A 25,091-nucleotide genomic window follows, 5' to 3' on the forward strand; every position below is an offset into this window, starting at 1 on the left:
ATCTCCTATTTGTATTCATGAATCCCATAGGTTCCTGTCAAGGAATCCCTGAAATAATCGTACCTTGGTGGATCGAATGTGAATCTTGTAAGTATGGCAGCCAGAATCACTATAAAGGTAAGCCCCAATAGGTTCAATCCTTTGGAATCAATTGTATTTTCCATTATCCAATGTCTTAAAAAGTTTCCAGCCATGGCTCCCCCAAGAAAGGTCAAAACATGGACCGGTAGATGGGAAGGTCCAAGCAGCAGCTCATAGAGCTCTATGCCTCCAAAGGTGATAATTAGAAACACACCTACCCCTGCAGCTATTGCAAAAATGTAATTGTTTCCCCTAAATTGCAAAATTGCATATTGTAATGCTCCAATTACAAGCATTGGATAGAATGCCATTTTCCAATGTTCCCACTTGCTTTCATTAACGGGGCTGATAATCCCCAGTGCTGTAATCCCTGTAGCCTTATATATCTCATGAAAAGAAAGCCCAATTATAACAAGCAATATCAGGCTAACATTTTTCCACATCTCAATACCCTTAAAGGCCTTCATGAAACTCATCTCCGCTGGGAAAGCTTTTCTAATTACCTCATAATTCCTATACCCAGAATAAGGACTGATGTCCCATTCTTGGTAGATTTCTAAAGCTGTACCCCTACGGGAATCCTTCTAAATGATCCCAGCATAGCACTTCCAAGTAAAAACCAAAGCAAAACTCCCACCAATGCTAGAATAATCTGAGCCTTGAAAAAGTTTGCCTTGCTCTTCTTGGTGCCGGTTCCAAATGCCCACACGAAGGGCATCACCAAATTCACCAGAGGAATGGCCATAACAAGAGCTGTAATTATCCACTCTGATACACTGACATGGCCTTCATTATTGTTTCCATATCTATAATCCGTCATCGCTCCTACCTCCAAAAAATCTACTTTCATTAGATTATACCAAAAATACTACTTTCTCAGTAGTTATTTACAGGCAATTCAGTTGGGTATACATTTAGTAAGCAGGGTAGTGTGTGAAAGTAGGTGCAGACATGAAGCAACTATTTACGTTTATGCTAATAGCAGCGATTATTTTAGTACCCATAGCAGGAGCTATCTCCTCCCTTGGAGAAGCTTCAGGAAGACCCCTTGTATTGACCCTAAACATTGACGATATGATAACAGCAGGAACCGCTGCCAGAATTGAAAGGGCAGTAATCGAGGCAGAGAACAGGTCAGCCTCGGCTCTTGTGCTTATTCTGGACACCCCTGGAGGGCTTGTGGACGCAACCCTTGACATCATTAGTCATCTTTCCGCATCCAAGGTTCCAGTTATAACCTTTGTAGCTCCACAGGGAGCAATTGCAGCCTCAGCTGGAGCCTTTATACTACTTGGTGGTCACATCACCGCCATGTCCCCAGGAACAACAACTGGAGCAGCAATGCCCGTAACCATTTCACCAGATCAGGAGGGTGCCCAAGCAGCCGATGACAAGACCATACTATTTCTCGCAGGTCACATAAGAAGCATAGCCGAAACAAATGGAAGACCTGGTGAAATTGCTGAGAGATTTGTTACTGAAAACCTTACCCTAAGCAGTATGGAGGCCTTGGAGCTTGGCATTGCAGACTTTATTGAGCCCAGCCTCGACTCACTTCTGCAGACAGTTCATGGAATGGAGGTCCAGGTACAGGGGCAGACCATAACCATGAATACCTTGAATGCGGAAGTTGAACTTGTGGAATCAAATCTCAAGGAAAACATCACCCATCTTATCAGCAACCCCCAGATCACTTTTATCCTCCTGATGATAGGGGTGTATGGAATCATTATTGGAGTTGGCAACCCGGGGACCTTTGTACCGGAGGTGCTTGGGGCAATTTCCCTTGTCCTCGCTCTTTTCGGTCTGGGAATGTTCCAAATAAACCTGTTTGCCATTATCATGATAGTGCTTGGACTTGGACTGCTTGTAGCTGAAGCTCTGACCCCCACCTATGGAGTTCTTGGAACAGGAGGTGTTGTCAGTCTGGTTCTTGGAATTATCTATCTTCCAGTTGAACCCCTTGTAACCGACCGCTGGCTTGTTCAATTCAGGCTTATGGCTGTTGGTATAGGAGTGGTTGGCTCAATACTCCTGGTAGTCATTCTCGCAGGGGTTATCAGGCTTAGACGCCTTCCCATTGTAATGGGCACCAAGGAGTTTTCCGGGGAAACAGGGACCGTTGTTGAGAACCTGGATCCCCAGGGTCTTATACGGATCAGGGGGGAACTGTGGAAGGCAAAGTCCCACGACGGGTCACTTATTCCGGAAGGAATGGAGGTTGTCGTAGTTGATAGGATACAGATGGTTTGTATAGTGAAGCCTCTGACAGAATATAATTCCTAGTTTTATGAAAGGAGGAATCGGTGTGGTAATTAATATTTTAGAAGGCATACTCCCCTACCTTGGAGCAATAATCCTGGCAGGCGGACTTCTCAAAATGGCTATCAAGGTTATTCCTGAATATGAAAGAGGCGTTCTCTTCAGATTGGGAAGACTGGTTTCAGTCAAGGGACCAGGCTTGATCATCATAATACCCTTCATAGACAAAATCGTTAGGGTATCCCTTAGAATTATTGTGGATAATGTCCCTCCCCAGGAGGTAGTCACCAGGGACAATGTCACCTGTAAGGTAAATGCTGTTCTCTACTATAGGGTTACTGAACCTGACAAGGCCGTCATCAATGTGGAACAATACCACGAGGCTACAAGCCAGTTCGCACAGACCACCATGAGAAGTGTAGTGGGTCAGGCAGACTTGGATGAACTGCTTTCAGAAAGGGATAAGCTTAACAAGAAGATTCAGGAAATCGTGGATACCGCAACAGACCCATGGGGAATCAAGGTCACTGCAGTTGAGATAAGGGATGTAACGATACCAGTTGAAATGCAACGTGCAATAGCCAGGCAGGCTGAGGCTGAGCGTGACAGAAGGGCTGTTGTCATTCAGGCAGACGGCGAAAAGCAGGCAGCCAAGAAAATTGCCGAAGCTACAGAAATATTAACCCAGGTTGACGGTGCAATGACCCTAAGAATGCTTAGGACAATCAGTGAATCAGCAAACCAGCAAAGCAATACCATTCTTTTCCCATTACCAATGGAGTTGAAACATCTTCTTAAGGATGTTTTTCCCCATAATGAAAAGAAAGTTGATTAGTCCCAATGTCATGAAAACTCCAAAAGCGGCAGAGGAATCCTAGGTAGACCCTCTGCCGCTTTTCTTGTAGGGATATCCTCAGGTAGGATTTTTATTGAAAATTATCCTGGAAACTGTTTTCTTTCATCCAATTGGTGGTATAATATATATGTAGTTAAACGTTTAACCAAGAAACGGGATGATTTGATGAAAAAGCGACACACAACAATCAAGGATATTGCCAAGGCAGCGGGAGTTTCAACTGCCACTGTTTCAATGATATTGAACAAGAAGGACAAGAACATATCACAACCAACCAGGGAAAGGGTTCTTAAGATTGCCAAGGACATCAACTATATCCCAAACTCCATGGCTAGAAGTCTCGTAACAAGTCAGACAAAGACCCTGGGACTTGTACTTCCTGACATAGTCAACCCCTTCTTCCCCGAGATTGCCCGAGGCGCTGAGGACAGGGCCAGGGAGGCAGGCTACAGCATAATAATATGCAACACGGATGATAACGTTGACCAGGAAAACAAGTACATTCAGATGCTCTCAGAAAAAATGGTGGATGGCATAATACTGACCCACTCAGCCAACAGAAACGACGAAATGACAGGGCTTGAGAACAGCCGGATACCAATAATACTCATCGACCGGGACTATGATTCTCCAAATGTTCTAGGTAAGGTCCTGGTTGACAATTCAAGGGCATCCAGGGATGGGGTCAATTACCTGTTAAAGAAGGGCTACAGAAGAATTGCATATATTGCAGGTCCTCTCAATACTGGAACGGCAAGGGACAGACTTGAGGGCTACAAAATTGCACTTTCTGAAAATGATATACATTATGATGAGAATCTGGTGAGGGTTGGAGAGTACAGATTAAAATGGGGCTATGAAGCGGCAGAGGATCTTTTGGACAGCAAGCTGGATTTTCAGGCAATCTTCTGCGGAAATGATGCAATAGCTATCGGTGCCATGAAAAAGCTAAGGGAAAGAGGAATATCCGTCCCTGAGGACATAGCAATTATGGGATTTGACGATATATATATAGCCTCCATGGTGGATCCGGAGCTTACCACAATCAAGCAGCCGAATTATTCCATGGGCTATGAGGCCGTTAATATGATGATTGATTCAATACAAGGCAACAAGATTGCCAACAAAAACCTTATCCTGGGCACAGAGCTTGTGGTAAGGAAATCCAGTTGAAAGGAGCAGAAATAATGGTTATAGTAGTTGGTAGCCTCAATATGGATCTCGTGGTGAGAGCTCCTAAAATACCAAGACCTGGAGAGACGGTACTGGGCTCGGACTTTAAGCAGGTTCCTGGAGGAAAGGGAGCTAATCAGGCTGATGCAGCCTCAAAGCTTGGTGCTGAGACAGCAATGCTTGGAGCTGTTGGAAAGGATTCCATGGGTGATCAGCTTATCCAGGCACTGAAAAAAGATGGTGTAAATGTTGAGATGGTTCTGAAGAAGGAGAACCTCCCCACTGGCGTAGCTGCAATCGTTGTGGAGGATTCCGGAAACAATGCCATAACTGTTGCTCCAGGTGCTAACTCTGCCCTTACACCTGATGATCTTTCGGGTATGGAGAAGGTGTTTGAAAAAGCCAAGGTAATGCTGGTTCAGCTGGAAACTCCCATAGATACTGTAAAGGCTTCACTTAGGATGGCAAGAAAAAACAATGTCACAACCATTCTTAACCCAGCCCCAGCAACAGAGCTGGATGATGAGATATTCTCCCTGGTTGATATCCTCACCCCCAATGAAACCGAGCTTGAGCTCTTGAGCGGCATGGAGACCGACAGCATTGAAAAGATTGAAGCTGCGGGAAAACATCTGCTGAAAAAGGGTGTCTCCAAGTTGATAATTACCCTTGGCAGTCAGGGAAGCATCCATATAGAAAAGGATTTTGTGAAATTGCATCCTGCATATAGTGTGAAGGCAGTGGATACAACAGCTGCAGGCGACAGCTTCAATGCAGCTCTAGCAGTATCACTTGCAAAAGGAGAACCCATGGAGAATGCCATCACCTTTGCAACAAAGGTTGGTGCCATGACGGTAACCAAGCACGGTGCCCAGACATCCCTCCCACTTATGGGAGAGGTCTTGGAATTCGATGCTTGGTACGAAAAAATGAAGGTTGAGGAGAGATAATTATGAAAAAAGGCTTTCTGCTTAATTCAGAGGTATCATCGACAATATCACATATGGGCCACATGGATGAGCTTACAATAGGCGATGCGGGTCTTCCAATCCCTTCTGATACCTATAGGATAGACTTATCCGTATTTGAAGGTGTTCCTTCATTTCTGGATGTCTTAAGGGGTGTTCTGTCAGAGCAAAAGGTGGAAGGGATTGTCCTGGCTGAGGAGATAAGGGAAGCCAGCCCGGAAATGCATGCCTGGATCCTTAAGCTTGTTGAGGAATTTGAGGACGAGTTTTCCATCACTTACATCACCCATGAAGAGTTCAAAAAAAGAACAAGTAAGTCAAAGGCAGTTATTAGAACCGGGGAGTTCACCCCCTACACAAATGTGATACTGATATCTGGAGTGGTATTTTAATAACCTAAGAGGAGGAAATCTCCATGGAAGAAAAAATTGTATCGATGGAAAACATAATTAAGGAGTTCTCCGGTGTAAGGGTTCTTGACAACGTTGATTTCAATATCTACAAGGGTAAGGTCATGGCCCTTGTGGGTGAAAACGGTGCCGGAAAGTCCACCCTGATGAAAATACTTACGGGAGTTTACGTAAGGACCTCCGGAAAGGTTGTTCTGGATGGAAGTCCCGTGGAATTCAATACCACAAAGGATTCTCAGGATAAGGGTATCGCATTTATACATCAGGAGCTCAACCTTGTCCGTGACCTTTCCATAGGAGAGAACATATTCCTTGGCAGGGAGCCTGTTGGTATAGGTGGAAAAATCAATTGGAAGAAGCTGTTTGATGACTCAAGGATGTGGTTGACCAAGCTTGGCCTGGATGAGGATCCCAGGGAGCTTGTGAAAAATATCAGTGTCGGAAAGCAGCAGATGATTGAAATAGCAAAGGCTCTCTCCCTGGATGCACAGGTCATAATCATGGATGAACCAACAGGTGCACTCACCATGTCAGAAACAGAAAGACTTTTCCAGGTTGTTAAGGAGTTAAGGGATACCGGACACAGCATTGTATACATTTCACACAGACTTAAGGAGATTTTTGAAATCTGTGACCATGTGACGGTCTTAAGAGACGGAACACTGGTTGGAGAGGAGCCCATTGAAAATATTGACGAAGAGAAGATCATCGAGATGATGGTGGGAAGAAAGCTCAGCGAGCAATACCCAAGGGTTGAGACTGAAATCGGAGAAGTGGTCCTTGAGGTGAAGAACCTTTCAAACAGATTTGTACATGATGTTTCCTTTCAGCTTCGAAAAGGAGAGATCCTGGGAGTGGCTGGTCTGGTAGGAGCCGGCAGAACTGAGCTTGCAAGGACCATTTACGGTGTTTACCAGCCTGAATCTGGAGAGATCCTTGTCAATGGTTCTGCAGTATCAATAAAAAGTCCAAAGGACGCCCTGAAAAATGGAATAGCATACCTTTCAGAGGACAGAAAAGAAAACGGCATTGTTCTTGGAATGGATCTTGTTGAAAATGTAACCCTTGCCTCCCTGAACAATTATGTGGGCAGGATAGGCAACATCGACAAGTCAAAGGAACGTGATTCCACTGACCGCTACATCAAGAGCATGTCAATCAAGGCTGCGGGAAGAAATCAGCTACTTCAATTCCTAAGCGGTGGAAATCAGCAAAAGGTTGCACTTGCAAAAAACCTGGATACGAACCCTGGCATACTTCTGTTGGATGAACCAACCAGAGGTGTTGATGTGGGTGCAAAGAAAGAAATCTACGAACTGATAAACAAGTACAAGCAAGAAGGCATGAGCATACTGATGGTTTCATCGGAGATTCCAGAGATACTTGGAATCAGCGATAGAGTAATGATTATGCACGAAGGAAGGATTAGCGGTATCATTGATATCGCGGATGCTGACCAGGAAAAAATTATGACCTATGCCGTAGGAAAGGAAGTGAGCTAAATGGGTAAGTTTTCATTGAAAGGAAGGAACTGGAAGCAATTTTTATCAGACAACAAGCCAGTTGTGGTCCTTCTGATACTGGTTGTAACAATGTCTTTTCTCAGCGACAGGTTTCTGACCTGGTCAAACATCATAACAGTCTTGAGACAGACCTCAATTAATGCAGTTATAGCAACAGGCATGACCTTTGCCATCCTTATTGGAGGAATTGACCTTTCCGTTGGTAGTGTGCTTGCAATAACCGGTGCAATTGCCGCAAGCCTTGTTGCAAGTGGCATGAATATTATCCTGGTGGTAATCCTGACCCTGCTTATTGGTCTGGGAATTGGACTGTTGAACGGACTTCTTATAAGTAAGGGTAGATTACAGCCGTTTATAGCCACTCTGGGCACAATGACACTCTTAAGAGGCCTTACCCTTGTTTACACCCAGGGTAGACCAATCAGCATCTTTGGTTCAGACACCTCGGCGATGTTTTCAAAAATTGGTACAGGATATTTCCTGGGTATTCCAATACCTGTGTATATAATGTTAGTTGTATTCTTCATTTCCTGGTATACCCTGAATCATCTGAAAATCGGTAGATATACCTATGCCCTTGGTTCAAACGAAGAGGCTACAATGTATTCAGGAATAAAGACAGACAATATTAAACTGTTTGTCTATGCAGTGGCAGGGGTTCTTGCAGCTCTTGCGGGTATTATCGTAACTGCAAGACTTGGTTCAGCTCAACCAACTGCCGGATCCGGCTACGAGCTTGACGCCATTGCAGCGGTTGTAATCGGTGGAACAAGCATGGCCGGAGGAATAGGAACGATTTTTGGTACTGCCATCGGAGCAATGATAATTGGCATACTAAACAATGCCCTTAACATGCTTCAGGTTTCATCATACTATCAGGATGTTGCCAAGGGCGTAGTAATACTTATCGCTGTACTTCTGGACAGGAAACAGCGTAAGTCCCGTTAACCAGGTTTCGACCCGAGTGGGTTGAGATATATGAGAAAGCGATAAAAAATAAAGGGGGAGAAAAAATTGATGAACAAGAAAAGGTATTTTGCACTTGCGTTGGCCCTTGTATTGGCAGTAGGGCTTGCAGGATGTGGCACAGGAGGAACTGACAACGGAGGCGGCGAAGGTGAGTATACTATAGGATTGGTGGTTTCAACCTTGAACAACCCATTCTTTGTGGATCTTAGAGACGGTGCCCAGGCAAAAGCTGATGAGCTTGGTGCCAGCCTTATAGTTCTTGACTCACAGGACGATGCAGCTACAGAGCTTTCAAATGTTGAAGACCTTGTAAATCAAGGTGTTGACCTAATCATGATTAACCCAACTGACTCAGATGCAGTAGGAAGTGCAGTTGCAGCAGCAAACGGAGCAGGCATTCCAGTGATAACCCTTGACAGATCAGCCAATTCTGGGGATGTAGTGGCTCATATCGCCTCAGACAACGTAGCTGGCGGAGAAATGGCCGGAGAATTTATCGTTGAGCAGCTTGGTGGAGCAGGTAAAGTTGTTGAGCTTGAGGGAATACCTGGAGCATCAGCCGCCAGAGAAAGAGGCGAAGGCTTCAATGCAGCCATAGAAGGAACTGACCTTGAGGTAGTTGCAAGACAGACCGCTAACTTTGACAGAGCCGAGGGTCTTTCTGTAATGGAGAACATTCTTCAGGCACAGCCAGAAATCGATGCGATATTTGCACATAACGACGAAATGGCATTAGGTGCACTTGAAGCTGTCAAGGCGTCAGGAAGAGACATTATGATAGTTGGATTTGACGCAACAGATGATGCTGTTGCCGCTGTTGAGGCAGGAGACCTTGCAGCAACCGTACAGCAGCTTCCAAAAGACATCGGTTCAATCGGTGTTGATACAGCAATGAAGGTGCTTGGCGGAGAAACAGTGGATGAATATATCCCTGTAGCCCTAGAGCTTGTAACTCAATAGCAGCACACAACAACTAAAGCACGGCCTAGGCCGTGCTTTACTTACTTCATGGACTCCTTAATAACCCTAAGTGAATTTTTATAGGCCAGCTTCTCGATCTGTCCAATGCTCCACCCATCCTTTTGGAGTGCTTGGAATATCATGGGCATCTTCTCTATACTGTCCACTTCCAGGTCTCCACCTATTCCATCAAAATCCGAGCCAAGGGCAACAACATCCTCCCCACCTACATTCCTCATATGGTTCAAATGCCTTACCATAAGTTCCACCGTGCTCCTATCGGTATTGGTGTCCGGCTGAAGAAAATGAGGAGCAAAGTTTATTCCGGCGACCCCTCCCTTTTCTCCCAGGATTCGAATCATCTGGTCCGTGAGATTTCTTTTGTGTGGCGAGATTTCTCTGGCATTTGAATGTGAAGCCACAAAGGGCTTCTTGCTTATTTTAGCCACATCAAAAAATCCACCGTCTGAAAGATGGGACACATCCACAATCATCCCCAATTCATTCATATATTCCACAGCTTCCCTTCCAAACTCCTTAAGACCCTTTGTCATTATGTTCTTGTCGTCAGAATTCGGATATCCAAAGCAGTTCTCAAAGTTCCATGTTAGGCTTATAAGCCTAATGCCCATGTCATGATAATGCCTAAGCTTGTCAAGACTGCCCTCCAAACTTCTTCCATCCTCTATGGTCAATATTGCAGACATCCTTCCATCCTTTTCATTCTGTATAATGTCATCATAGCTGCCTGCAAGCCCTATCATATGGATGTTTCCAGCAATCTCCTTCTTCAAGGTTTCAACAAGTGTATTTATGTAAATGTCGTCCTCTATAACCTCTCCAGCATTCTCCATAAACATTTCCTCGGTTGGCAGAAAAACTGCAAAAAACTGAGCCAGTGACCCACCCTCATTCATGCGTCCAAAGTCCACGCTTGTCTGATTGTTTTGGAGCAGACTTAAATTCCCTTCCCTTCCAACTGTATGCATAAGTGTATCGCAGTGCAGGTCAATAAATTTCATCTGGTGATCCTCCTCTATTTTTCTTCAATCAATAAAATGTTCCGAAGGTTTAATACCCTTCGGAACATACTTTACCACATTGAAATCACATAATCAATTATGCTTTTGAAGGGATTGCCTTTGAGACTGTCTTTCCAAGCCAGTTCTTGCCTTCAACAATTCTAGTTACCATCATTGATGCAACGGCGTCACCGGATGCATTAATCATGGTTGCAGGTGGATCCACCAAAAATCCTATGGTAGCAACAATTGGGAATGCCTCTGGTGGGAATCCGTAAATGGTGACAATTAGCATCTCACCGATTAGTCCTCCACCTGGAACCCCTGACATTACAACTCCACCAAGAACCGCTATAAGAACCGCTGTTACATAGGTTCCAATCCCTGAAAAGTCCTGACCGAATATCCCAAATAGGAATGCTATCTTAAGTATTGACGAAAGGGCTGTTCCATCCATGTGCATGGTTGCACCTATTGGAAGGGCAATCTCCCTTATATCCTTGGGCACCTTCATCCTCTCCGTTGCTGTAAGATTCACCGGCAGAGTTGCTATAGAGCTGCAGGTTGCCAAGGATGTAACTGCTGGATTAAGTACATTTTTAAAGAATATTCTGGTTCCCTCCATACCTCCAGCCCAGTAGGAATATGCAAAGAACGCTATAAAGAAATACGCTATGCAAAGCGGATAGTAGATCGCCATTGACCTTAGATAAGCACCAAGGAGCTGAGGTCCATATTCAGCAATAAGTGCTGCAAAGTAAGCTCCTAGACCTATAGGCGCATACAGCATGATTATACCTATCATTTTCATCATGACCTTGTTGAGCATATCCAAGGCCTGTGCAATCTTGTTATCCTCTCCTCCCACCATGCTTACACTGAAGCCAAACAGTATTGAAAACACTATCAGCGGCAGCATATTTGATCTTGATAGAAGAAGTGGAAAATCGCTTACTGTAAATGCATTTACCAAGGCATCACCTATGCTGATCTCATCCAGGGTTGCAGCCTCCATGACGATGCTGACTCCCTCTGCAGGAGGAAACGCCTTTACCACAACAATGATCAAAACAGCTGCAATTGCTCCCGTTATTATGAATACTGAGAACATGCTCCCAAGGATTTTCCCAAGTCTTTTCATGTTCATCATGCTTCCCACTGCACTGCTGATACTTAGAAAGACCAATGGTACAACTGCCGTAAACATCATGTTAATGAACAGGTCACCCAGTGGTGCCAACACCCTTGCCCTCTCACCGAAAACCAGTCCTATAATTGATCCAAGGATAATTCCTGTAAGCAGTATCATTGGAAATCTGTAGCTTTTCCAAATTGAATTTGTGTTTGTATTTGAACTTGTCATTTAATAACCTCCGTCATATTATAGTTCGTATTAGTACTTCAGATCTTCATCCAGCACCTTTCCCTCTGAAACAAAGGTTGCAGAGCCGCTAAGGAAGATATCCTCCACCCCATCGGGATTAAGGACTACCTGGATAAGCAGCTCTCCTCCTGGCATGTTTATATTTACCTGGTTTCCGGAAATCATTCCTTTTTTCACCAGTACATATCCAACAGATCCAGCTCCTGTTCCACATGCAAGTGTGAAGTTCTCAACCCCTCTCTCAAAGGTTTTTGCAGCCACACTTCCATCCTGTCTTAGCCAATAGAAATTTACATTTGCGCCCTTTGGAAGACTTTCACTCCATCTCAGACCTTTTCCGATCCTGTAAAGCTCTTCCTCCGGCAAGCTGTCAAAGTCCGGCATGTCAAGTACCAAATGTGGCAGTCCCGGACTCCCAAGCTCAACATAGGAGCATTTGTACCTGTCATTGCCCAGCTCAAGCCAAAGCTCTTCCTTGTACTCACTTGGACTGTTCAATCTTACCCTGTAGGTTTGACCATCAAGTCTCCAGCCTCTTACCACACCCGATATGGTCTCAACCTTCTGCTTTTCCCCGGATATTCCATTCTCATAGGCATATCTGCAGATACATCTTGCACCGTTGCCGCACATCTCGCCTTCTGTTCCATCAGCATTGTAGAAGTGTATCCTGAAGTCTCCACAGCCCTCGGAGTGATCAATGAACATTATCCCGTCTGCTCCAATAGAGGTTCTCCTTGCACAAAGGTTTCTGGCTATTTCTGAGAAGCTCTCCTCAGGGAGCTCCTCAATAATGTTATTTATGATTATGAAATCATTTCCTGCTCCATGCATTTTTGTGTATTCCATAGTATTTCTCCCCTTATATCATCCATGATGGCACAATCTCATTTCTTAGCATATCCTGGTAGGTTTGTCTCTTGACAACAAGATAGTCCTTACCCTCCTTGACAAATACCACTGCGGGAATTGGGTTTTTGTTGTAATTGCTTGCCATTGAATGTCCATAGGCCCCCGTTGAAAATACGCAGATCACATCCCCCGACTCAGGACTTGGCACATTGATGTCCTTGATCAGTATATCCCCGGATTCGCAACATTTCCCACATATGGTCACCTTATCATCTTTGCCCAGATCCATCTTGTTGGCTATTACACCAGTATACCTTGCCTGATAAAGGGCAGGACGGATATTGTCAGTCATCCCACCATCAACTGAGACATACTTTCTCACTCCCTCAATGTCCTTGATATTGCCAACAGTATACAATGTTATGCCTGCTTCTCCAACTATGCTTCTTCCAGGCTCAATAACAACGGTTGGTCTATCAAGTCCTAATTCCTTGTAGTGACCCTTGATTCTATCCATCAAGGGATCTGTAAAATATGAAAGTGGTCTTCTTGGTTCATCCGTATATCTGATCCCAAAGCCTCCCCCAAGATTAATCTCCCTTATCTCAAAACTGAACCTGTTCCTGATTTCGTCCACATGGTGCAGAAGAACATCTAGTGCACCAAGGTGTGACCCGTTGTCAAAAAGCTGTGAACCTACATGAAAGTGAAGTCCAATGAAATTCACCCAAGGTGATCTGATCGCGTCCTCAACGGCAGGATAGAATACTTCCTCATCCAAGGGAATCCCAAACTTTGAATCCTTTTTCCCCGTGGTTATATACTCATGGGTTTCGCTTTTTACGCCAGGTGTTACCCTGTACATTATATTTGTCTTCTTACCGGTCACCTCACATATCCCTTCTATAATCTGAAGCTCCTCGATGCCATCCACGATAATTCTACCCACTCCGTATTCAATTGCAAGAAGGAGCTCCTCGTAGAGCTTGTTGTTGCCATTGAATTCTATCCTTTCTGCGGGAAAGCCCACCGATATGGCTGTATAAAGCTCTCCTCCAGATACCACATCCACACTTAGACCCTCTTTATCTATAAGTTTGAGCATTGCCGATGTGCTGAATGCCTTGGCCGCATAGGCAACCCTGGTATTGTCGTATTTATCTAAAAAATCATCTCTCAGCTCCGCTATGCGATTTTGTATGTCTGTCAGTGAATAAACATATAACGGAGTCCCGTATTTTTTGGCCAGACTGACAGTGTCACATCCATCAAAATGGAGCCTCCCGCCTTTTTCTTCATATATCAATTCAATATTCTCCCTTCAACTTGTTTTCAAAAAATAAAAAACCTGACAGGTTGGTCAGGTGATTTTCTACATGGCAATGCCATAGGATACCCTCTCCCCTCTTGCTCTTATGTGAGATAGCACAACATCAAGGTACCGAGCTTAATACCAGGATGACAGTCCTGCACCTGTTAAGTACAGACCCAGCAACAGACTTTGGTGTCTGAAGCTTCGGCGATTGCTCCTTTTCCAACACATCACAGGATTCCGTCCTCTGTATTGGTACTTATAGAAACCGCGCCTCTACCTCACCCGCAGGGATGAGGATTTTTATTTAGCTATTGTTGAAGATATTAACACAGAATAAACACATGTGTCAATACCAATTTTATCAATTTTTCAAAATTGCATGAAAATAATGCATCCTAACAAATGTTTTCATTTACACATATCCTGGATAAGCCTCCATTGGTAATCCCATGAATCCCTTACAATATCACGGATATCCAGCTCAGCCCACCATCCAAGTTCCTCCATGGCCTTTGACGGATCCGCAAAGGAAACACCAATATCCCCTTCTCGCCTTTCTACAATCTCATATGCTATCCTTCTGCCATTAACCTTTTCAAAGGATTGGAGTATCTGGAGCACCGAGGTTCCCTTGCCCGATCCCAGGTTATAGATGTGCACTCCCCTTTTCTGCTTTTCAAGGGCATGGATGTGTCCTCTTGCCACATCCATAACATGTATGTAATCCCTAATCCCGGTTCCATCTGGAGTGTCATAGTCTCCGCCGTATATGAACAGCTTCTCAATTTCACCAGTTGCAATTCTTATTATATGAGACATCAGGTTCCCGTCATCTGTTCTCATTTCCTCCCCAAGGATGCCTTCCGGATGTGCTCCGGCAACATTGAAGTACCTAAGAATAGTTATGTCCGGCTTGCCATGAAGCGAGTAGGCATTTCTGAGAATTTGCTCACATTTTATCTTTGATCCTCCGTAGGGGTTCAATATTTCACCTATTTCTGCATCCTCGGAAACAGGAGATCTTGAGTTCCCATAAATAGCTGCAGACGAGCTGAAAACAAACCTTTCAACACCATGCTGAATGCATTTTCCCAGCAGTCTCTCAGTACCTTCCACATTGTTCAGATGGTACCTTTCAGGTTTCTCCATTGACTCCTTAACTGATTTAAGGGCAGCAAAATGAATCACCCCCTGAACATCATGGGAGGTGAAAATCTGATCCAGAAGTCTTCGGTCAAGAATGTCCCCCTCTACAAACTGAGCCTTGTTTTCACATGAACTGTTTATTCCATCCAGGGTCTCCAGCCTGGAATTTGATAGATTATCCAATATGAGGACCTTGTATCCCCTTTTAAGAAGCATGTGCGTCGTATGGCTTCCGATAAATCCCAGACCGCCTGTTACAAGAACCTTCAATGTTTGACCCCCCAATTAGCCTTATTATATCATTTGATGTTGTTAAGCTGCATATATATCCTTAGATGGTTCATTATATCTGTTCTTGAGACAATTCCTACCAGCCTGTCCTCCTCCATCACCAATACCCTTCCGATGTGGTTGCTGAATATCTTGCTCATTACATTGGATACTGTTTCATCGGTGGATACCACCAGGCCTTCACCCAGCTCTGTTGCAATGGAACCAACAGTTGTCACTCCCCACTCCTCCTTGGGAATCCTCTTTACATTGTCTATTGTTATAAGACCGATCACAGTTTCTTCATCCTCGATGGGGAATACATTGTACTTGTACCTGAAGAAATATTCCTCCACAGCATCCCTAACTGATACCGCCCTGTTAATTGAAACAACATCCCTTGTCATGAACTCACCAACCATTGTCCTGCTGAAGATATCAGATACAATTGTATTCTGATAGCTTGATTGTGAGGCCTGTACAACAAAATATCCAATAAAGAGAATCCACAGGCCATTTATGAGATTTCCATAAAACATGTTTGTGAGACCTATGAACATGAGGAAATAGCCAAACCACTGGCCGATTGTTGAGGCAATTCTTGTGGCCTTGTGTAGATTCCCCGTAAAATGCCAGATGGCAGCTCGTAGGACCCTTCCTCCATCCAAGGGAAAGGCCGGAAACATGTTAAATACTGCAAGCACAAGGTTTATTGAGGACAGGTAAAGAAAAACCACTGCAAAATACTCTGGCAGCAAAAGAGTTTCAGAAGCAATACCCAACCCTCTGAAAAGAACCACCAGAAGCAGGCTCATCATTGGACCAGCAATAGCCACAAGAAATTCCTTTCTCGGGCTGTCCGGTTCCTTTTCAAGGTCAGCGATCCCACCAAAAATAAAGAGGGTTATCCTTTTGACCCCAACACCAAGCCTGTTAGCCACTAGGGAGTGGGACAGCTCATGGGCGATTATTGACAGGAGCATGAGTATTGCCACGGATGCTCCAAGAATCCAGTAGATTTCCTGACCCCAATCAGGATACCTGGCTGGGAAGAAGCCTGTGGCCAAGGTCATTGAAATAAGAAGAAAGGCCGCAAGCCAGCTAATGTTGATTTCAATCCTTATTCCTTTGATGGTACCAATCAGGAAAGATCCCTTCATAATAATCAGCTCCTAAGTTTCACTAAAACTTCTCCATCTGTTATGATTATACCCTGAATCCCTGAAAAGAAAAACAACCTCAGTAACAGCAATAATTGTTACTGGGGTTGTCTCGTTGTTATCTAGAATAGTACTCTCATAAATAGTGAAGCTATTATTATGGCAAAAAATGTTCTCTCCAAGAATACAACGACCAGTTCCCACAGCTTCATCGGCAACTTCGACGCCATCATCACAACAATTGTCTCAGCAAAGAATATGATCTGCACAATGGATACTGCTGTAACCATATATCTGGCACCGATATCAAGCACTGCAACCTTATCCGCTATAAGCAATACAGGAAGAAACATCTCTGCGATGCCCACAGGGAAACTGGGTGCTATCTCTACAGCATTTGGGACTTTAAGAAGATTCAGCAAGGGAACAAATAAACTTCCCAGCCAATCAAAGATCGGGGTGTTCTCCGCCATTATCAAAGCAGTTGTTCCTATTGCTGCCAGTAATGTAATAACCTTAGGCAAAACCTCAAGTCCATCCTTTAATCCATTTTTCAACTCACCTAACAATGGAGGAGCCGTAAATCCCTTTTTTACAGCTCTATCCAATGCAGTTTTAAGCAGCTTGTCGTTTGATGACTTAAGATTGTCTATATCCTTTTGTGTTTGCACCCTACCATCAAGATATATGCTTTTCTTATTTGAAAAGGGTGGTATTCTGGCTATTATTGCACTTACTATCAATGTTATGAGCAAGGACGAAAAGTAGACCGGTATAAAATGATCCTGTAGCCCTGCTGTCTTTATAACCATATAGGCAAAGCCAATAGACACAGCACTGAATCCTGTAGCCACCAAGACGGCTTCCTTTTCTGTATAGACTCCCCTCTTGTAAAGTTTGCTTGTTATTAGCACTCCAACAGATGAACTGGAAACAAAGGAAGCAATAGCGTTTACCGCCGCCCTGCCTGGAACCTTCCATACAGGTCGCATCAATGGTTCCATCAAGGATCCTATGAAATCGATCACTCCATAATTCAATAGGAATGGCATGCTAAGTGATCCAACAACAATTATCCAAAATACTGCGACCACTATTGCAGGTATGATTGTACCACCAGTTGCTGAACCTACAATTATTTCCGGGCCAACATAAGATGTTGTTGCGCTCAAGCTGTATAGGAGCGTAAATACAGCACCTGCACTGTACATCAATGGATGAAGATTTGAATCACCTTCATAATACCTATGTAGTGGACTGTCTTTTTTTGCAATGAATTTTCCATAAAAGCTTGTTATAGCTGTAGCGATTATTGTAAGAGTAATACCCCACAATCCAAAGTTTCCAGTTATGTTCATTATCCCATTATAAATCACACCAAAAGTGATGTCTGTCTCACCATTTATTGTTATGGGTACAAAAAATATGAATATGGCAATTGCTGTAAATAAAATACTTTGGAGTAGTCCAGCATTATAATCTTTCCTGCTTAAAGTGAAAGAATCAAGTACTGAAAGATCATTAAGGTCCAAATTCTGATCAGCAATTTCCTTTTTGGACAATACAGGTTTGGAATCATTTTGCAGTTTTGAATTTAGATTAAGTTCCATATTATCATCCTTTCATCTGTGCTTCTCTTTTTTGTATTGCCAGTACAGATAAAAACTCAAATACAACATTGGCTGCCAGTAGTGATGTTATTTCAGCATGATCATATGGCGGAGCTACCTCTACCATGTCCATACCTACGAAATTAAGTTCCTTCAGTTCTCTTACAAACTGAATTCCCTCAAGAGATGAAAACCCTGCAACTTCAGGTGTTCCAGTACCAGGTGCATAGGCAGGATCGAAGAAATCGATATCATATGTAAGAAACACCTTGTTGTCACCTATGATTTCTTTTGCCATCCTTATTGTCTCCTTGATTCCCATTTCCCTGACCTTGTGTGAAGGTATGGTTGTCAAACCAAGGCTTTTAGCCAATTTAAACTCTCCAGCATCATAGATTGACCCTCTCATCCCTATCTGTACAGATTTGTTTGGGTCTATGAGATTTTCCTCAATGGCTCTTCTAAATGGGGTTCCATGGTTATACTTCTCACCGAATACTTCATCATTAATGTCTGCATGAGAATCAAAATGAAGCAGACTTACAGGACCATGTTTCTTTGCTATGGCTCTCAGTTCAGCAAGTGTAATTGAATGATCTCCACCTAGGGCTATGGGGATTGCTCCCGCTTCAACAATCTCAGTAGCGAATTCTTCGATTTTATCATATGTTGGGTGAATATATCCAGGAACAACATTCACATCACCCAGATCTCCGCCCTTTAGGTAATCAAGAATATTAACTTCATGAATCGGATTGTTGGTTTTCATCATAACTGAAATATTTCTGATTGCCTGGGGACCAAACCTTGCTCCAACCCTATAGGAACAAGCTGTGTCAAATGGTACTCCATAGATTGCAAAATCCAATCCTTCAGCATTCTCAAATCTCTGCATTCTCATGAAATTACCTGTGTTGCAGAATCTGGGTGATGCAAAAGCTGTCGCTGGTTGCTTAATATCTTTTGTGTTCATACTAATCCCTCCTCGTTATTTGACAATAATACATTGCATGTTTCATGCCAAAACAAAAACCCCTTAAAACAGGGGTTTTCAAATATGCCCTCCATCGGCTGTAGGAATTATTTCCTATTTGAGTGAGGGGTTCTTATTGATTTATGATACATTAGGCATTAAGTAGTAGGCATTTTTTCCTACGTAATCGGATTTTTTTCCTATTTATCTTTAGGAAGATTGATACCATACCTTTGTATTTTTTTTCTTAGGGTACTCTCATCAATTTTTGCAGACCTAGCCATGTCTCTTATTGTGGAATGATTCGAAGCGTAGTTTTTAATTAATTTCTTCTCATATTCTTCCATAATCTCCTTGTGTGACAAGCCTACATCACTATGTTCTACATCTGAATTTAGGCTAAATCTAACGTCATCTTGGTCAATTATCTCAGTATCACTTGTTACGATCAACCTTTCTATTGTGTTTTCAAGCTCCCTCACATTTCCAGGCCAGGAATAATCCAAGAGATATTTCAAGGCAGATGGTGATATTTCCTTGTTCAGATTGTAGTAGGAATTTAACCTTGAAAGAAAGAGTTTGATCAGTGGTACAATATCTGCATTTCTTTCCCTCAATGGTGGAATCAATATTGGAACTACCTGAAGTCTGTAATAGAGATCCTCCCTAAACTTACCTTCATCGATAAGTTCTCTTAGATTCTGATTGGTAGCTGATATTATCCTAACATCAACATCTATATTCTCATGGGCACCAATAGGTTGGATTTGCCTAAACTGAATAAGTGATAATAGCTTTACCTGTGAAGATAGGGGAAGCTCACCAATTTCATCCAAAAAAAGGGTACCTGTGTCAGCATACTGAATCAACCCTTTTTTGCCCCCCTTGAGAGCACCCGTAAATGATCCTTCTTCATAACCAAAAAGCTCAGATTCAATCAAGGTCTCTGGGATAGATGAACAATCAACCTTCACAAATGGTTTATCATACCTACCGGAATTTTCATGTATGTATTTCGCTAGCATACTTTTCCCAACACCAGATTCACCTTCGATCAAAATCGTTGAATCAACATTTGCTACCTTATCAGCCAGCTTCAAGATGTTATTCATTTCCTTGCTTCTGTTCAATATTTGATTGGATGAAAGGTATTCAGCTGAATACTTGGTAAGGTCACGGGTGATCCTTGCATTTTCCTTTCGCAGCTCTGCAAGCTGTCTACTCATGCTTTCAAGAATCTCAATATCTCTGCAGTACACTATTACTTTTTTTAATTCCCCTGATTCAAAAACTGGTTTACCTGTAGCATATATTAATCGGTTGTTAACTTTCTGTGTTATCTTTACAGGCTTCCCTTGTTCAATTACATCTAGGGCCACAGATTCTGAAAAGATTCCCTTTTCAACAAGATCGTGCATGTTCTTACCAAGAATATCTTCCTTCTTAATCCCATCTATTTTTTCAGCAGCGTTGTTGTAAAACAGGGTCAATCCCTTATTGTCAACAATATGCACACCGACTTCCACATCATCCAACACTGTTTTGAATAGGTTTGGACCAATATTCTCAATTGTGGTTGCTTCATTAACCATACGTTCACCTTCCTAATTCGTAACAGAATCTGCTATCACCTTATTATAGATTACAAGTCAGCATCTTTGCAAACCTAAAAAGACCATCTGTTTGATTCTTGACAAGCAGATTCAATTACTCATGATAGTCCGGTATACCTATATCCTCAACAATAACCTCTCCTGTATACACCTTTGCGTCTGCCAAACCCTTTTTCATCCTATGGAATGTCACAGTCCATCTTGCCTTGACAGCTATTCCCATAGGCTCACCTGTATCACCATTTAGACCCGATGGTATGTCCACTGCCAAAACCGGTTTATAACTATTGTTGATTATCTCAATCGCCTTTCTGTAAAGCCCCGTTACATCACGTGAGATGCCTATGCCGAATATGGCATCAATAATCAAATCTGAGCCCTGGATGCTTTTTCTAAGATCCTCAAGCATATTTCCCTCGGCAATTTCCTTGATTTCAACTCCAAGGTTCTTAAGGATACTTAAGTTTATTCCGAAATCCTTTGTTCTCCTCTCCAGGTTCCCAAGGATAAACACTGCAACATCCCTTCCAGACAAATAAAGGTGTCTAGCCACAGCCAACCCATCTCCACCGTTGTTTCCGACGCCGCACACCAACACTATCTTCTCAGAAATGGGACTAATATTCTTGACCACCTTAAGGGCTGCATTCTCCATAAGCACAATACTAGGTATGCCGATTTCCTCTATTGCATATCTATCCATTTCCTTCATTTCACTGCAGCTGATCATGATCCTAACCCTCCTCTATTATCATATGTACTATCTTTTTCTTACCCTATCCATTGTATATGTACTCCAGGAAGATTGCCCATTATACTGCAAAAAAATGCTGGAATATGGATTTGATGGGTAAATATGTGTTTATCTTTTGATAATGTCACCTTATAATTATCTTTTGATTATGTCACAATAATCTTATGAAAAAAGAGGTGCAATACTTATTGAATGATAAACAGATCAACAGATACAGAGTTTTATCAAACGTAATCGAAGGAAATCTTAAAGCTTGTGATGCTGCTAAAAATCTCAATTTGAGTGAACGTCAAGTATACCGCTTAATTAAAGGAGTGAACAAAGAAGGCGTGACTTCCCTCATTCACAAGAATTCCAACAAGAAACCTTCCCACACTTTTGATGATGAGTTTAAGCAACACATTCTAAGTTTAAGGAGTTTCGAACGCTATAAAGACTCTAATTTTACACATTTTAGAGAACTCTTAGAGGAGCGTGAAAGCATCTCCATTAGCTACAATGCCCTGTATACTCTTCTGACTTCAAATGGGTTCAAAAGTCCCAAGAAGAGACGTAAATCAAAAAACCACAACAGACGTAAAAGAAAGTCCAAAGCAGGTATGCTGATTCAGATTGATGCAACACCATTTGAGTGGTTTGGAGACTCTGTTAAGTATGCGTTGCATGGTGCCATTGATGATGCTACTGGTCAAGTAGTCGGCCTATACATGACCAAGAATGAGTGCCTCCATGGCTATCTTGAAGTCATAAGACAAATGGTCCTAAGACATGGTGTCCCAACATGTGTCTACAGTGATATGCACACGATATTCAGATCTCCTATTGCAAGCAAAGTCTCGGTAGAAGAGCAGCTAAAGGGCAAATCCATCAACAAGACACAATTTGGAAGGGCAATGGAAGAACTAGGTGTTTCACTGATTTATGCCAGATCACCACAAGCCAAAGGAAAAGTCGAAAGATTGTGGAATACATTGCAGAGCAGGTTGCCCACAGACCTTAAGATTGCCGGTGTAACCTCAATTGAACAAGCTAATGAGTTTTTAGCTGACTATATCAATTCATTCAACTCCAAATTCGCCGTCGAGCCTGAAGAACCTATATCAGCATATGCTCAGCTACCTGACCACTTGAATCTGGACCATATTTTAAGTGTTAAATTCAGTAGAGTTACTGACAATAGCAGCGTTTTCTCCATCCACAGCAAACATTTTATGGTTGTCGCTTCACAAGAATTGCCTGAGGTACCCAAGAAGTCAAAGGTAAACGTCATCATAAGCACTTCAGCAGGCATCAAGGTAGAGTATCAAGGGAATGTCTATGATACCATCAACTACATTAAACCTAAGAAATCTAGCAACCCAAAAGGTAAATCAAAGTCAAAATACATACCACCTGATGATCACTATTTCAAATATGGAAGTGACAAGTTCAAAAAGGTCTACTTTGATGAAAGTTATGAAGAAGTGCTGGCGATTCTACAAGAGATATTCCTGCGAAAATACGCTTAATATCTCACTTCCAAATCATTTGAGGCTAATCTTTTAACAGTTGAGAAGATTTAAAATGTCAAGGACAAGCTTGCTTGTTCATATATCCTTGACATTTTAAATTGAGCAACTAGAGTTCCCAAGCCTCAAATGGATTGAACACTTAATTATCTACTGACATTTTCAAGAGATAATTAGACTGGTTTTTACTGACATTTTCAAAAGTTATTGACAGATTTGATGGGTAAATAATGTTCATCAAACTATAATTAGGAGGATATGCCATGACTTCATTAAGACCCATAGAGGATGTTTTTACAGTTGAGAAGGAGCATTGGGTAGGTAGATTCGGTAAGAACAGTTTCCGATAATCAATTTGACAAATTTTTTTGCACAATATTTATGCAAAAACGTACTGCTACTGCTCAAAAGAGCTAATTCAGTACGTTTTTTCAATACTCTTCCCTTAAAATCCAAAAAACTCTATAATTTTTGCTCCAAGAAAAATCCCGACAATCCCCATTATTCCGGGAAGGGTTGGTGGTGCAGGCAATGGCAGCTTCAAGGCAGTAAATACTCCTCCTGCAACAATTCCAGTTATAAGGGCTAAAACCGATAGGTTCATATATTTCACCTTCCTTCCATTACACCAATAATCATATTTGTATTAATCTCTAAGAGTTTCCAATCTATTTTATACATATTTGGGAATCCTTTCAAGTAAGATTTTTCCTGAAATCATCCTTGTTTGTTCTGAAATGAATCCCCTTGAATGTTACTCCAATTTCCTAATGCTGATGACAAATCGACAAAACAATCTAAATATGTTTAGATATTTTCTTGTCAAAGCTATTTAATTCATGATAATTTTGAGTTGATATTTTCCATCAACATGAAGATTATTGTTGTCTGTTTCCCTTGTTTTAAACATTTTAACCAGCTAAGTTTTAGGGTATATGACCATTTTTATGATAAGAATCTAACATTTAACTGATTATTCTAAATCTTTCGAATTTTCCTATTGCGACCTGTTTTCCCCTCTGTTATAATCAAGTCAAGTATTTAAATATATCAATTAAAAGGGGGATTTTCAATGACGGTAAGCGGTTTCTTTATGCCGACTACAAATCTAATCGGTGCAGGAGCAATAAACACAACAGGTTCACAGCTTAAAAACCTCGGAGCCAAGAAGGTACTCATAGTGACGGATGCTTTCCTGAGCAAGATCGGGGTTGCAAAGAGAATCAAGGGCTTGATTGAAGATGAAGGCATGGAAGCAGTAATATTTGACGGTGCCGAGCCAAACCCGACAGACAAGAACGTCGATGCAGGTTTCAAGGTTTGGAAGAAAGAGAAATGCGACTCACTGGTAACCCTTGGTGGTGGATCCTCACATGACTGCGGTAAGGGAATTGGACTTCTGGCATCAAACGGTGGGAAGATTCATGATTTTGAGGGAATCGACCAGTCCAAGAACCCATTTGTTCCTTATGTTGCAATTAATACAACTGCAGGTACAGCTTCTGAAATGACAAGATTCTGCATAATCACAGATACGAAAAGAAAGGTTAAGATGGCGATAGTTGACTGGAGAGTAACTGCAAAGGTTTCCATAAACGATCCTGAAGTAATGGCAGGCATGCCACCTGGACTGACAGCTGCCACTGGAATGGATGCACTTACCCATGCAGTAGAAGCTTATGTATCCACAGCAGCCACACCTATTACCGATGCGGCAGCTCTTATGGCAATGGAGCTTATAGCGGAGTACTTACCAAAGGCAGTAGCCAATGGAGATAATATGGTAGCAAGAGATAGAATGGCCTATGCGCAATTCCTGGCTGGAATGGCCTTCAATAACGCAAGTCTTGGTTATGTCCACGCAATGGCACATCAGCTTGGCGGATTCTATAATCTTCCCCATGGTGTATGTAATGCCATACTTCTACCTCACGTAGAGCAGTTCAACCTTATTGGCTGTGCTGATAAGCTAAGTGATGTAGCCGTTGCCCTTGGGGAAAACATTGATGGTCTTTCAACTCCTCAGGCAGCTCAGAGAGCAATTGACGCCATCAAGGAGCTTGCAGCTTCAATTGGAATACCTGCTGGCCTGAAGGATCTTGATGTCAATGAAAAGGACTTCGAGGTAATGGCCAAAAATGCTATGGCAGACGCTTGCCAGGCAACCAATCCAAGGACGGCAACACTTGATGAAGTGATTCAGATATTCAAGAATGCAATGTAGCATATAGGCATAAAAAACGTACTGAGCATGCTCAGTACGTTTTTTATGCCATTCAAAT

At 42.5% G+C, this 25,091-nt stretch carries 23 protein-coding genes and 1 riboswitch; of the genes, 10 read left to right on the plus strand and 13 right to left on the minus strand.

Features of this window, described 5'->3' with window-relative positions; genetic code table 11:
- Positions 1–5: 5 nt before the first annotated feature.
- The gene (locus ACKVDP_RS01820) at positions 6–548 is read right to left on the minus strand and encodes a DUF6512 family protein (RefSeq protein WP_409227084.1); all 543 of its coding nucleotides are present in this window, start codon (positions 546–548) and stop codon (positions 6–8) included.
- A gap of 89 nt (positions 549–637) precedes the next feature.
- Entirely contained in the window at positions 638–901 is a 264-nt protein-coding gene (locus ACKVDP_RS01825; RefSeq protein WP_409227085.1) for a hypothetical protein, read from the minus strand.
- Between the two features lie 113 nt (positions 902–1,014).
- Between ACKVDP_RS01825 and ACKVDP_RS01830 the strand changes: the two genes are divergently transcribed.
- The 8 genes from ACKVDP_RS01830 to rbsB all read left to right on the plus strand — a co-directional run bounded on the left by ACKVDP_RS01830 (position 1,015) and on the right by rbsB (position 9,202).
- Complete coding sequence (locus ACKVDP_RS01830; RefSeq protein ID WP_409227086.1) at positions 1,015–2,367, plus strand: NfeD family protein; 1,353 nt, start codon at positions 1,015–1,017, stop codon at positions 2,365–2,367.
- A 22-nt stretch (positions 2,368–2,389) separates the two neighbouring features.
- The gene (locus ACKVDP_RS01835; RefSeq protein ID WP_409227087.1) at positions 2,390–3,178 is read left to right on the plus strand and encodes a slipin family protein; all 789 of its coding nucleotides are present in this window, start codon (positions 2,390–2,392) and stop codon (positions 3,176–3,178) included.
- Between the two features lie 186 nt (positions 3,179–3,364).
- Positions 3,365–4,372 carry a LacI family DNA-binding transcriptional regulator gene (locus ACKVDP_RS01840; protein ID WP_409227088.1) on the plus strand — a complete coding sequence of 336 codons (1,008 nt, stop codon included), beginning with the start codon at positions 3,365–3,367 and terminating at the stop codon, positions 4,370–4,372.
- Between the two features lie 14 nt (positions 4,373–4,386).
- Positions 4,387–5,322: a ribokinase gene (gene rbsK, locus ACKVDP_RS01845; RefSeq protein WP_409227089.1), complete on the plus strand. Its 936-nt coding sequence runs from the start codon at positions 4,387–4,389 to the stop codon at positions 5,320–5,322.
- Between the two features lie 2 nt (positions 5,323–5,324).
- Entirely contained in the window at positions 5,325–5,732 is a 408-nt protein-coding gene (gene rbsD / locus ACKVDP_RS01850; protein ID WP_409227090.1) for a D-ribose pyranase, read from the plus strand.
- A 23-nt stretch (positions 5,733–5,755) separates the two neighbouring features.
- Entirely contained in the window at positions 5,756–7,252 is a 1,497-nt protein-coding gene (locus ACKVDP_RS01855) for a sugar ABC transporter ATP-binding protein (RefSeq protein WP_409227091.1), read from the plus strand.
- Positions 7,253–8,221: a ribose ABC transporter permease gene (rbsC, locus tag ACKVDP_RS01860; RefSeq protein ID WP_409227092.1), complete on the plus strand. Its 969-nt coding sequence runs from the start codon at positions 7,253–7,255 to the stop codon at positions 8,219–8,221. It begins immediately after the preceding gene.
- Positions 8,222–8,290: 69 nt separating this feature from the next.
- Positions 8,291–9,202, plus strand: coding sequence for a ribose ABC transporter substrate-binding protein RbsB (gene rbsB / locus ACKVDP_RS01865; RefSeq protein ID WP_409227093.1), 912 nt, complete (start codon positions 8,291–8,293; stop codon positions 9,200–9,202).
- A 41-nt stretch (positions 9,203–9,243) separates the two neighbouring features.
- Here the strand turns inward: rbsB and ACKVDP_RS01870 are convergent, their stop codons facing one another.
- The 10 genes from ACKVDP_RS01870 to ACKVDP_RS01915 all read right to left on the minus strand — a co-directional run bounded on the left by ACKVDP_RS01870 (position 9,244) and on the right by ACKVDP_RS01915 (position 21,277).
- Positions 9,244–10,224: a dipeptidase gene (locus ACKVDP_RS01870; protein ID WP_409227094.1), complete on the minus strand. Its 981-nt coding sequence runs from the start codon at positions 10,222–10,224 to the stop codon at positions 9,244–9,246.
- Between the two features lie 97 nt (positions 10,225–10,321).
- Positions 10,322–11,587, minus strand: coding sequence for a dicarboxylate/amino acid:cation symporter (locus ACKVDP_RS01875; RefSeq protein WP_409227095.1), 1,266 nt, complete (start codon positions 11,585–11,587; stop codon positions 10,322–10,324).
- Positions 11,588–11,617: 30 nt separating this feature from the next.
- Positions 11,618–12,457, minus strand: coding sequence for a diaminopimelate epimerase (gene dapF / locus ACKVDP_RS01880; RefSeq protein ID WP_409227096.1), 840 nt, complete (start codon positions 12,455–12,457; stop codon positions 11,618–11,620).
- A gap of 13 nt (positions 12,458–12,470) precedes the next feature.
- Entirely contained in the window at positions 12,471–13,766 is a 1,296-nt protein-coding gene (gene lysA / locus ACKVDP_RS01885; protein WP_409227097.1) for a diaminopimelate decarboxylase, read from the minus strand.
- 109 nt (positions 13,767–13,875) lie between these two features.
- Positions 13,876–14,059: riboswitch (Lysine riboswitch) on the minus strand.
- Positions 14,060–14,183: 124 nt separating this feature from the next.
- A complete protein-coding gene (galE, locus tag ACKVDP_RS01890) occupies positions 14,184–15,191 on the minus strand; it encodes a UDP-glucose 4-epimerase GalE (RefSeq protein ID WP_409227098.1) in 1,008 nt (335 codons plus the stop codon).
- 29 nt (positions 15,192–15,220) lie between these two features.
- Entirely contained in the window at positions 15,221–16,351 is a 1,131-nt protein-coding gene (locus ACKVDP_RS01895) for a site-2 protease family protein (RefSeq protein WP_409227099.1), read from the minus strand.
- 122 nt (positions 16,352–16,473) lie between these two features.
- Entirely contained in the window at positions 16,474–17,961 is a 1,488-nt protein-coding gene (locus tag ACKVDP_RS01900) for a YjiH family protein (protein ID WP_409227100.1), read from the minus strand.
- A 4-nt stretch (positions 17,962–17,965) separates the two neighbouring features.
- Positions 17,966–18,934, minus strand: coding sequence for an agmatinase (gene speB, locus ACKVDP_RS01905; protein ID WP_409227101.1), 969 nt, complete (start codon positions 18,932–18,934; stop codon positions 17,966–17,968).
- Positions 18,935–19,134: 200 nt separating this feature from the next.
- A complete protein-coding gene (locus tag ACKVDP_RS01910; RefSeq protein ID WP_409227102.1) occupies positions 19,135–20,526 on the minus strand; it encodes a sigma-54 interaction domain-containing protein in 1,392 nt (463 codons plus the stop codon).
- Positions 20,527–20,641: 115 nt separating this feature from the next.
- The gene (locus tag ACKVDP_RS01915) at positions 20,642–21,277 is read right to left on the minus strand and encodes an NAD(P)H-hydrate epimerase (RefSeq protein WP_409227103.1); all 636 of its coding nucleotides are present in this window, start codon (positions 21,275–21,277) and stop codon (positions 20,642–20,644) included.
- A gap of 212 nt (positions 21,278–21,489) precedes the next feature.
- Between ACKVDP_RS01915 and ACKVDP_RS01920 the strand changes: the two genes are divergently transcribed.
- Positions 21,490–22,809, plus strand: a complete 1,320-nt coding sequence (locus tag ACKVDP_RS01920; RefSeq protein WP_409227104.1) for an ISNCY family transposase — start codon at positions 21,490–21,492, stop codon at positions 22,807–22,809.
- A 445-nt stretch (positions 22,810–23,254) separates the two neighbouring features.
- On the opposite strand, the gene ACKVDP_RS01925 is transcribed toward ACKVDP_RS01920, so the two are convergent.
- Positions 23,255–23,413 carry a XapX domain-containing protein gene (locus ACKVDP_RS01925; RefSeq protein ID WP_409227105.1) on the minus strand — a complete coding sequence of 53 codons (159 nt, stop codon included), beginning with the start codon at positions 23,411–23,413 and terminating at the stop codon, positions 23,255–23,257.
- 468 nt (positions 23,414–23,881) lie between these two features.
- Between ACKVDP_RS01925 and ACKVDP_RS01930 the strand changes: the two genes are divergently transcribed.
- The gene (locus tag ACKVDP_RS01930; RefSeq protein WP_409227106.1) at positions 23,882–25,033 is read left to right on the plus strand and encodes an iron-containing alcohol dehydrogenase; all 1,152 of its coding nucleotides are present in this window, start codon (positions 23,882–23,884) and stop codon (positions 25,031–25,033) included.
- The last annotated feature ends 58 nt before the right edge of the window (positions 25,034–25,091 follow it).

The sequence above is a fragment of the Gudongella ferriphila genome (genome assembly GCF_046224405.1).
Classification (GTDB): Bacteria; Bacillota; Clostridia; order Tissierellales; family Tissierellaceae; genus Gudongella.

Excerpts from the sequence above, each read along its gene's own strand:
- ACKVDP_RS01820 (WP_409227084.1), bottom strand. The coding sequence starts at position 548 with ATGAAGGCCTTTAAGGGTATTGAGATGTGGAAAAATGTTAGCCTGATA.
- ACKVDP_RS01825 (WP_409227085.1), bottom strand. The coding sequence starts at position 901 with ATGACGGATTATAGATATGGAAACAATAATGAAGGCCATGTCAGTGTA.
- ACKVDP_RS01840 (WP_409227088.1), top strand. The coding sequence starts at position 3,365 with ATGAAAAAGCGACACACAACAATCAAGGATATTGCCAAGGCAGCGGGA.
- rbsK (WP_409227089.1), top strand. The coding sequence starts at position 4,387 with ATGGTTATAGTAGTTGGTAGCCTCAATATGGATCTCGTGGTGAGAGCT.
- rbsD (WP_409227090.1), top strand. The coding sequence starts at position 5,325 with ATGAAAAAAGGCTTTCTGCTTAATTCAGAGGTATCATCGACAATATCA.
- ACKVDP_RS01855 (WP_409227091.1), top strand. The coding sequence starts at position 5,756 with ATGGAAGAAAAAATTGTATCGATGGAAAACATAATTAAGGAGTTCTCC.
- rbsC (WP_409227092.1), top strand. The coding sequence starts at position 7,253 with ATGGGTAAGTTTTCATTGAAAGGAAGGAACTGGAAGCAATTTTTATCA.
- rbsB (WP_409227093.1), top strand. The coding sequence starts at position 8,291 with ATGAACAAGAAAAGGTATTTTGCACTTGCGTTGGCCCTTGTATTGGCA.
- ACKVDP_RS01870 (WP_409227094.1), bottom strand. The coding sequence starts at position 10,224 with ATGAAATTTATTGACCTGCACTGCGATACACTTATGCATACAGTTGGA.
- ACKVDP_RS01875 (WP_409227095.1), bottom strand. The coding sequence starts at position 11,587 with ATGACAAGTTCAAATACAAACACAAATTCAATTTGGAAAAGCTACAGA.
- dapF (WP_409227096.1), bottom strand. The coding sequence starts at position 12,457 with ATGGAATACACAAAAATGCATGGAGCAGGAAATGATTTCATAATCATA.
- ACKVDP_RS01895 (WP_409227099.1), bottom strand. The coding sequence starts at position 16,351 with ATGAAGGGATCTTTCCTGATTGGTACCATCAAAGGAATAAGGATTGAA.
- ACKVDP_RS01900 (WP_409227100.1), bottom strand. The coding sequence starts at position 17,961 with ATGGAACTTAATCTAAATTCAAAACTGCAAAATGATTCCAAACCTGTA.
- speB (WP_409227101.1), bottom strand. The coding sequence starts at position 18,934 with ATGAACACAAAAGATATTAAGCAACCAGCGACAGCTTTTGCATCACCC.
- ACKVDP_RS01910 (WP_409227102.1), bottom strand. The coding sequence starts at position 20,526 with ATGGTTAATGAAGCAACCACAATTGAGAATATTGGTCCAAACCTATTC.
- ACKVDP_RS01915 (WP_409227103.1), bottom strand. The coding sequence starts at position 21,277 with ATGATCAGCTGCAGTGAAATGAAGGAAATGGATAGATATGCAATAGAG.
- ACKVDP_RS01925 (WP_409227105.1), bottom strand. The coding sequence starts at position 23,413 with ATGAACCTATCGGTTTTAGCCCTTATAACTGGAATTGTTGCAGGAGGA.
- ACKVDP_RS01930 (WP_409227106.1), top strand. The coding sequence starts at position 23,882 with ATGACGGTAAGCGGTTTCTTTATGCCGACTACAAATCTAATCGGTGCA.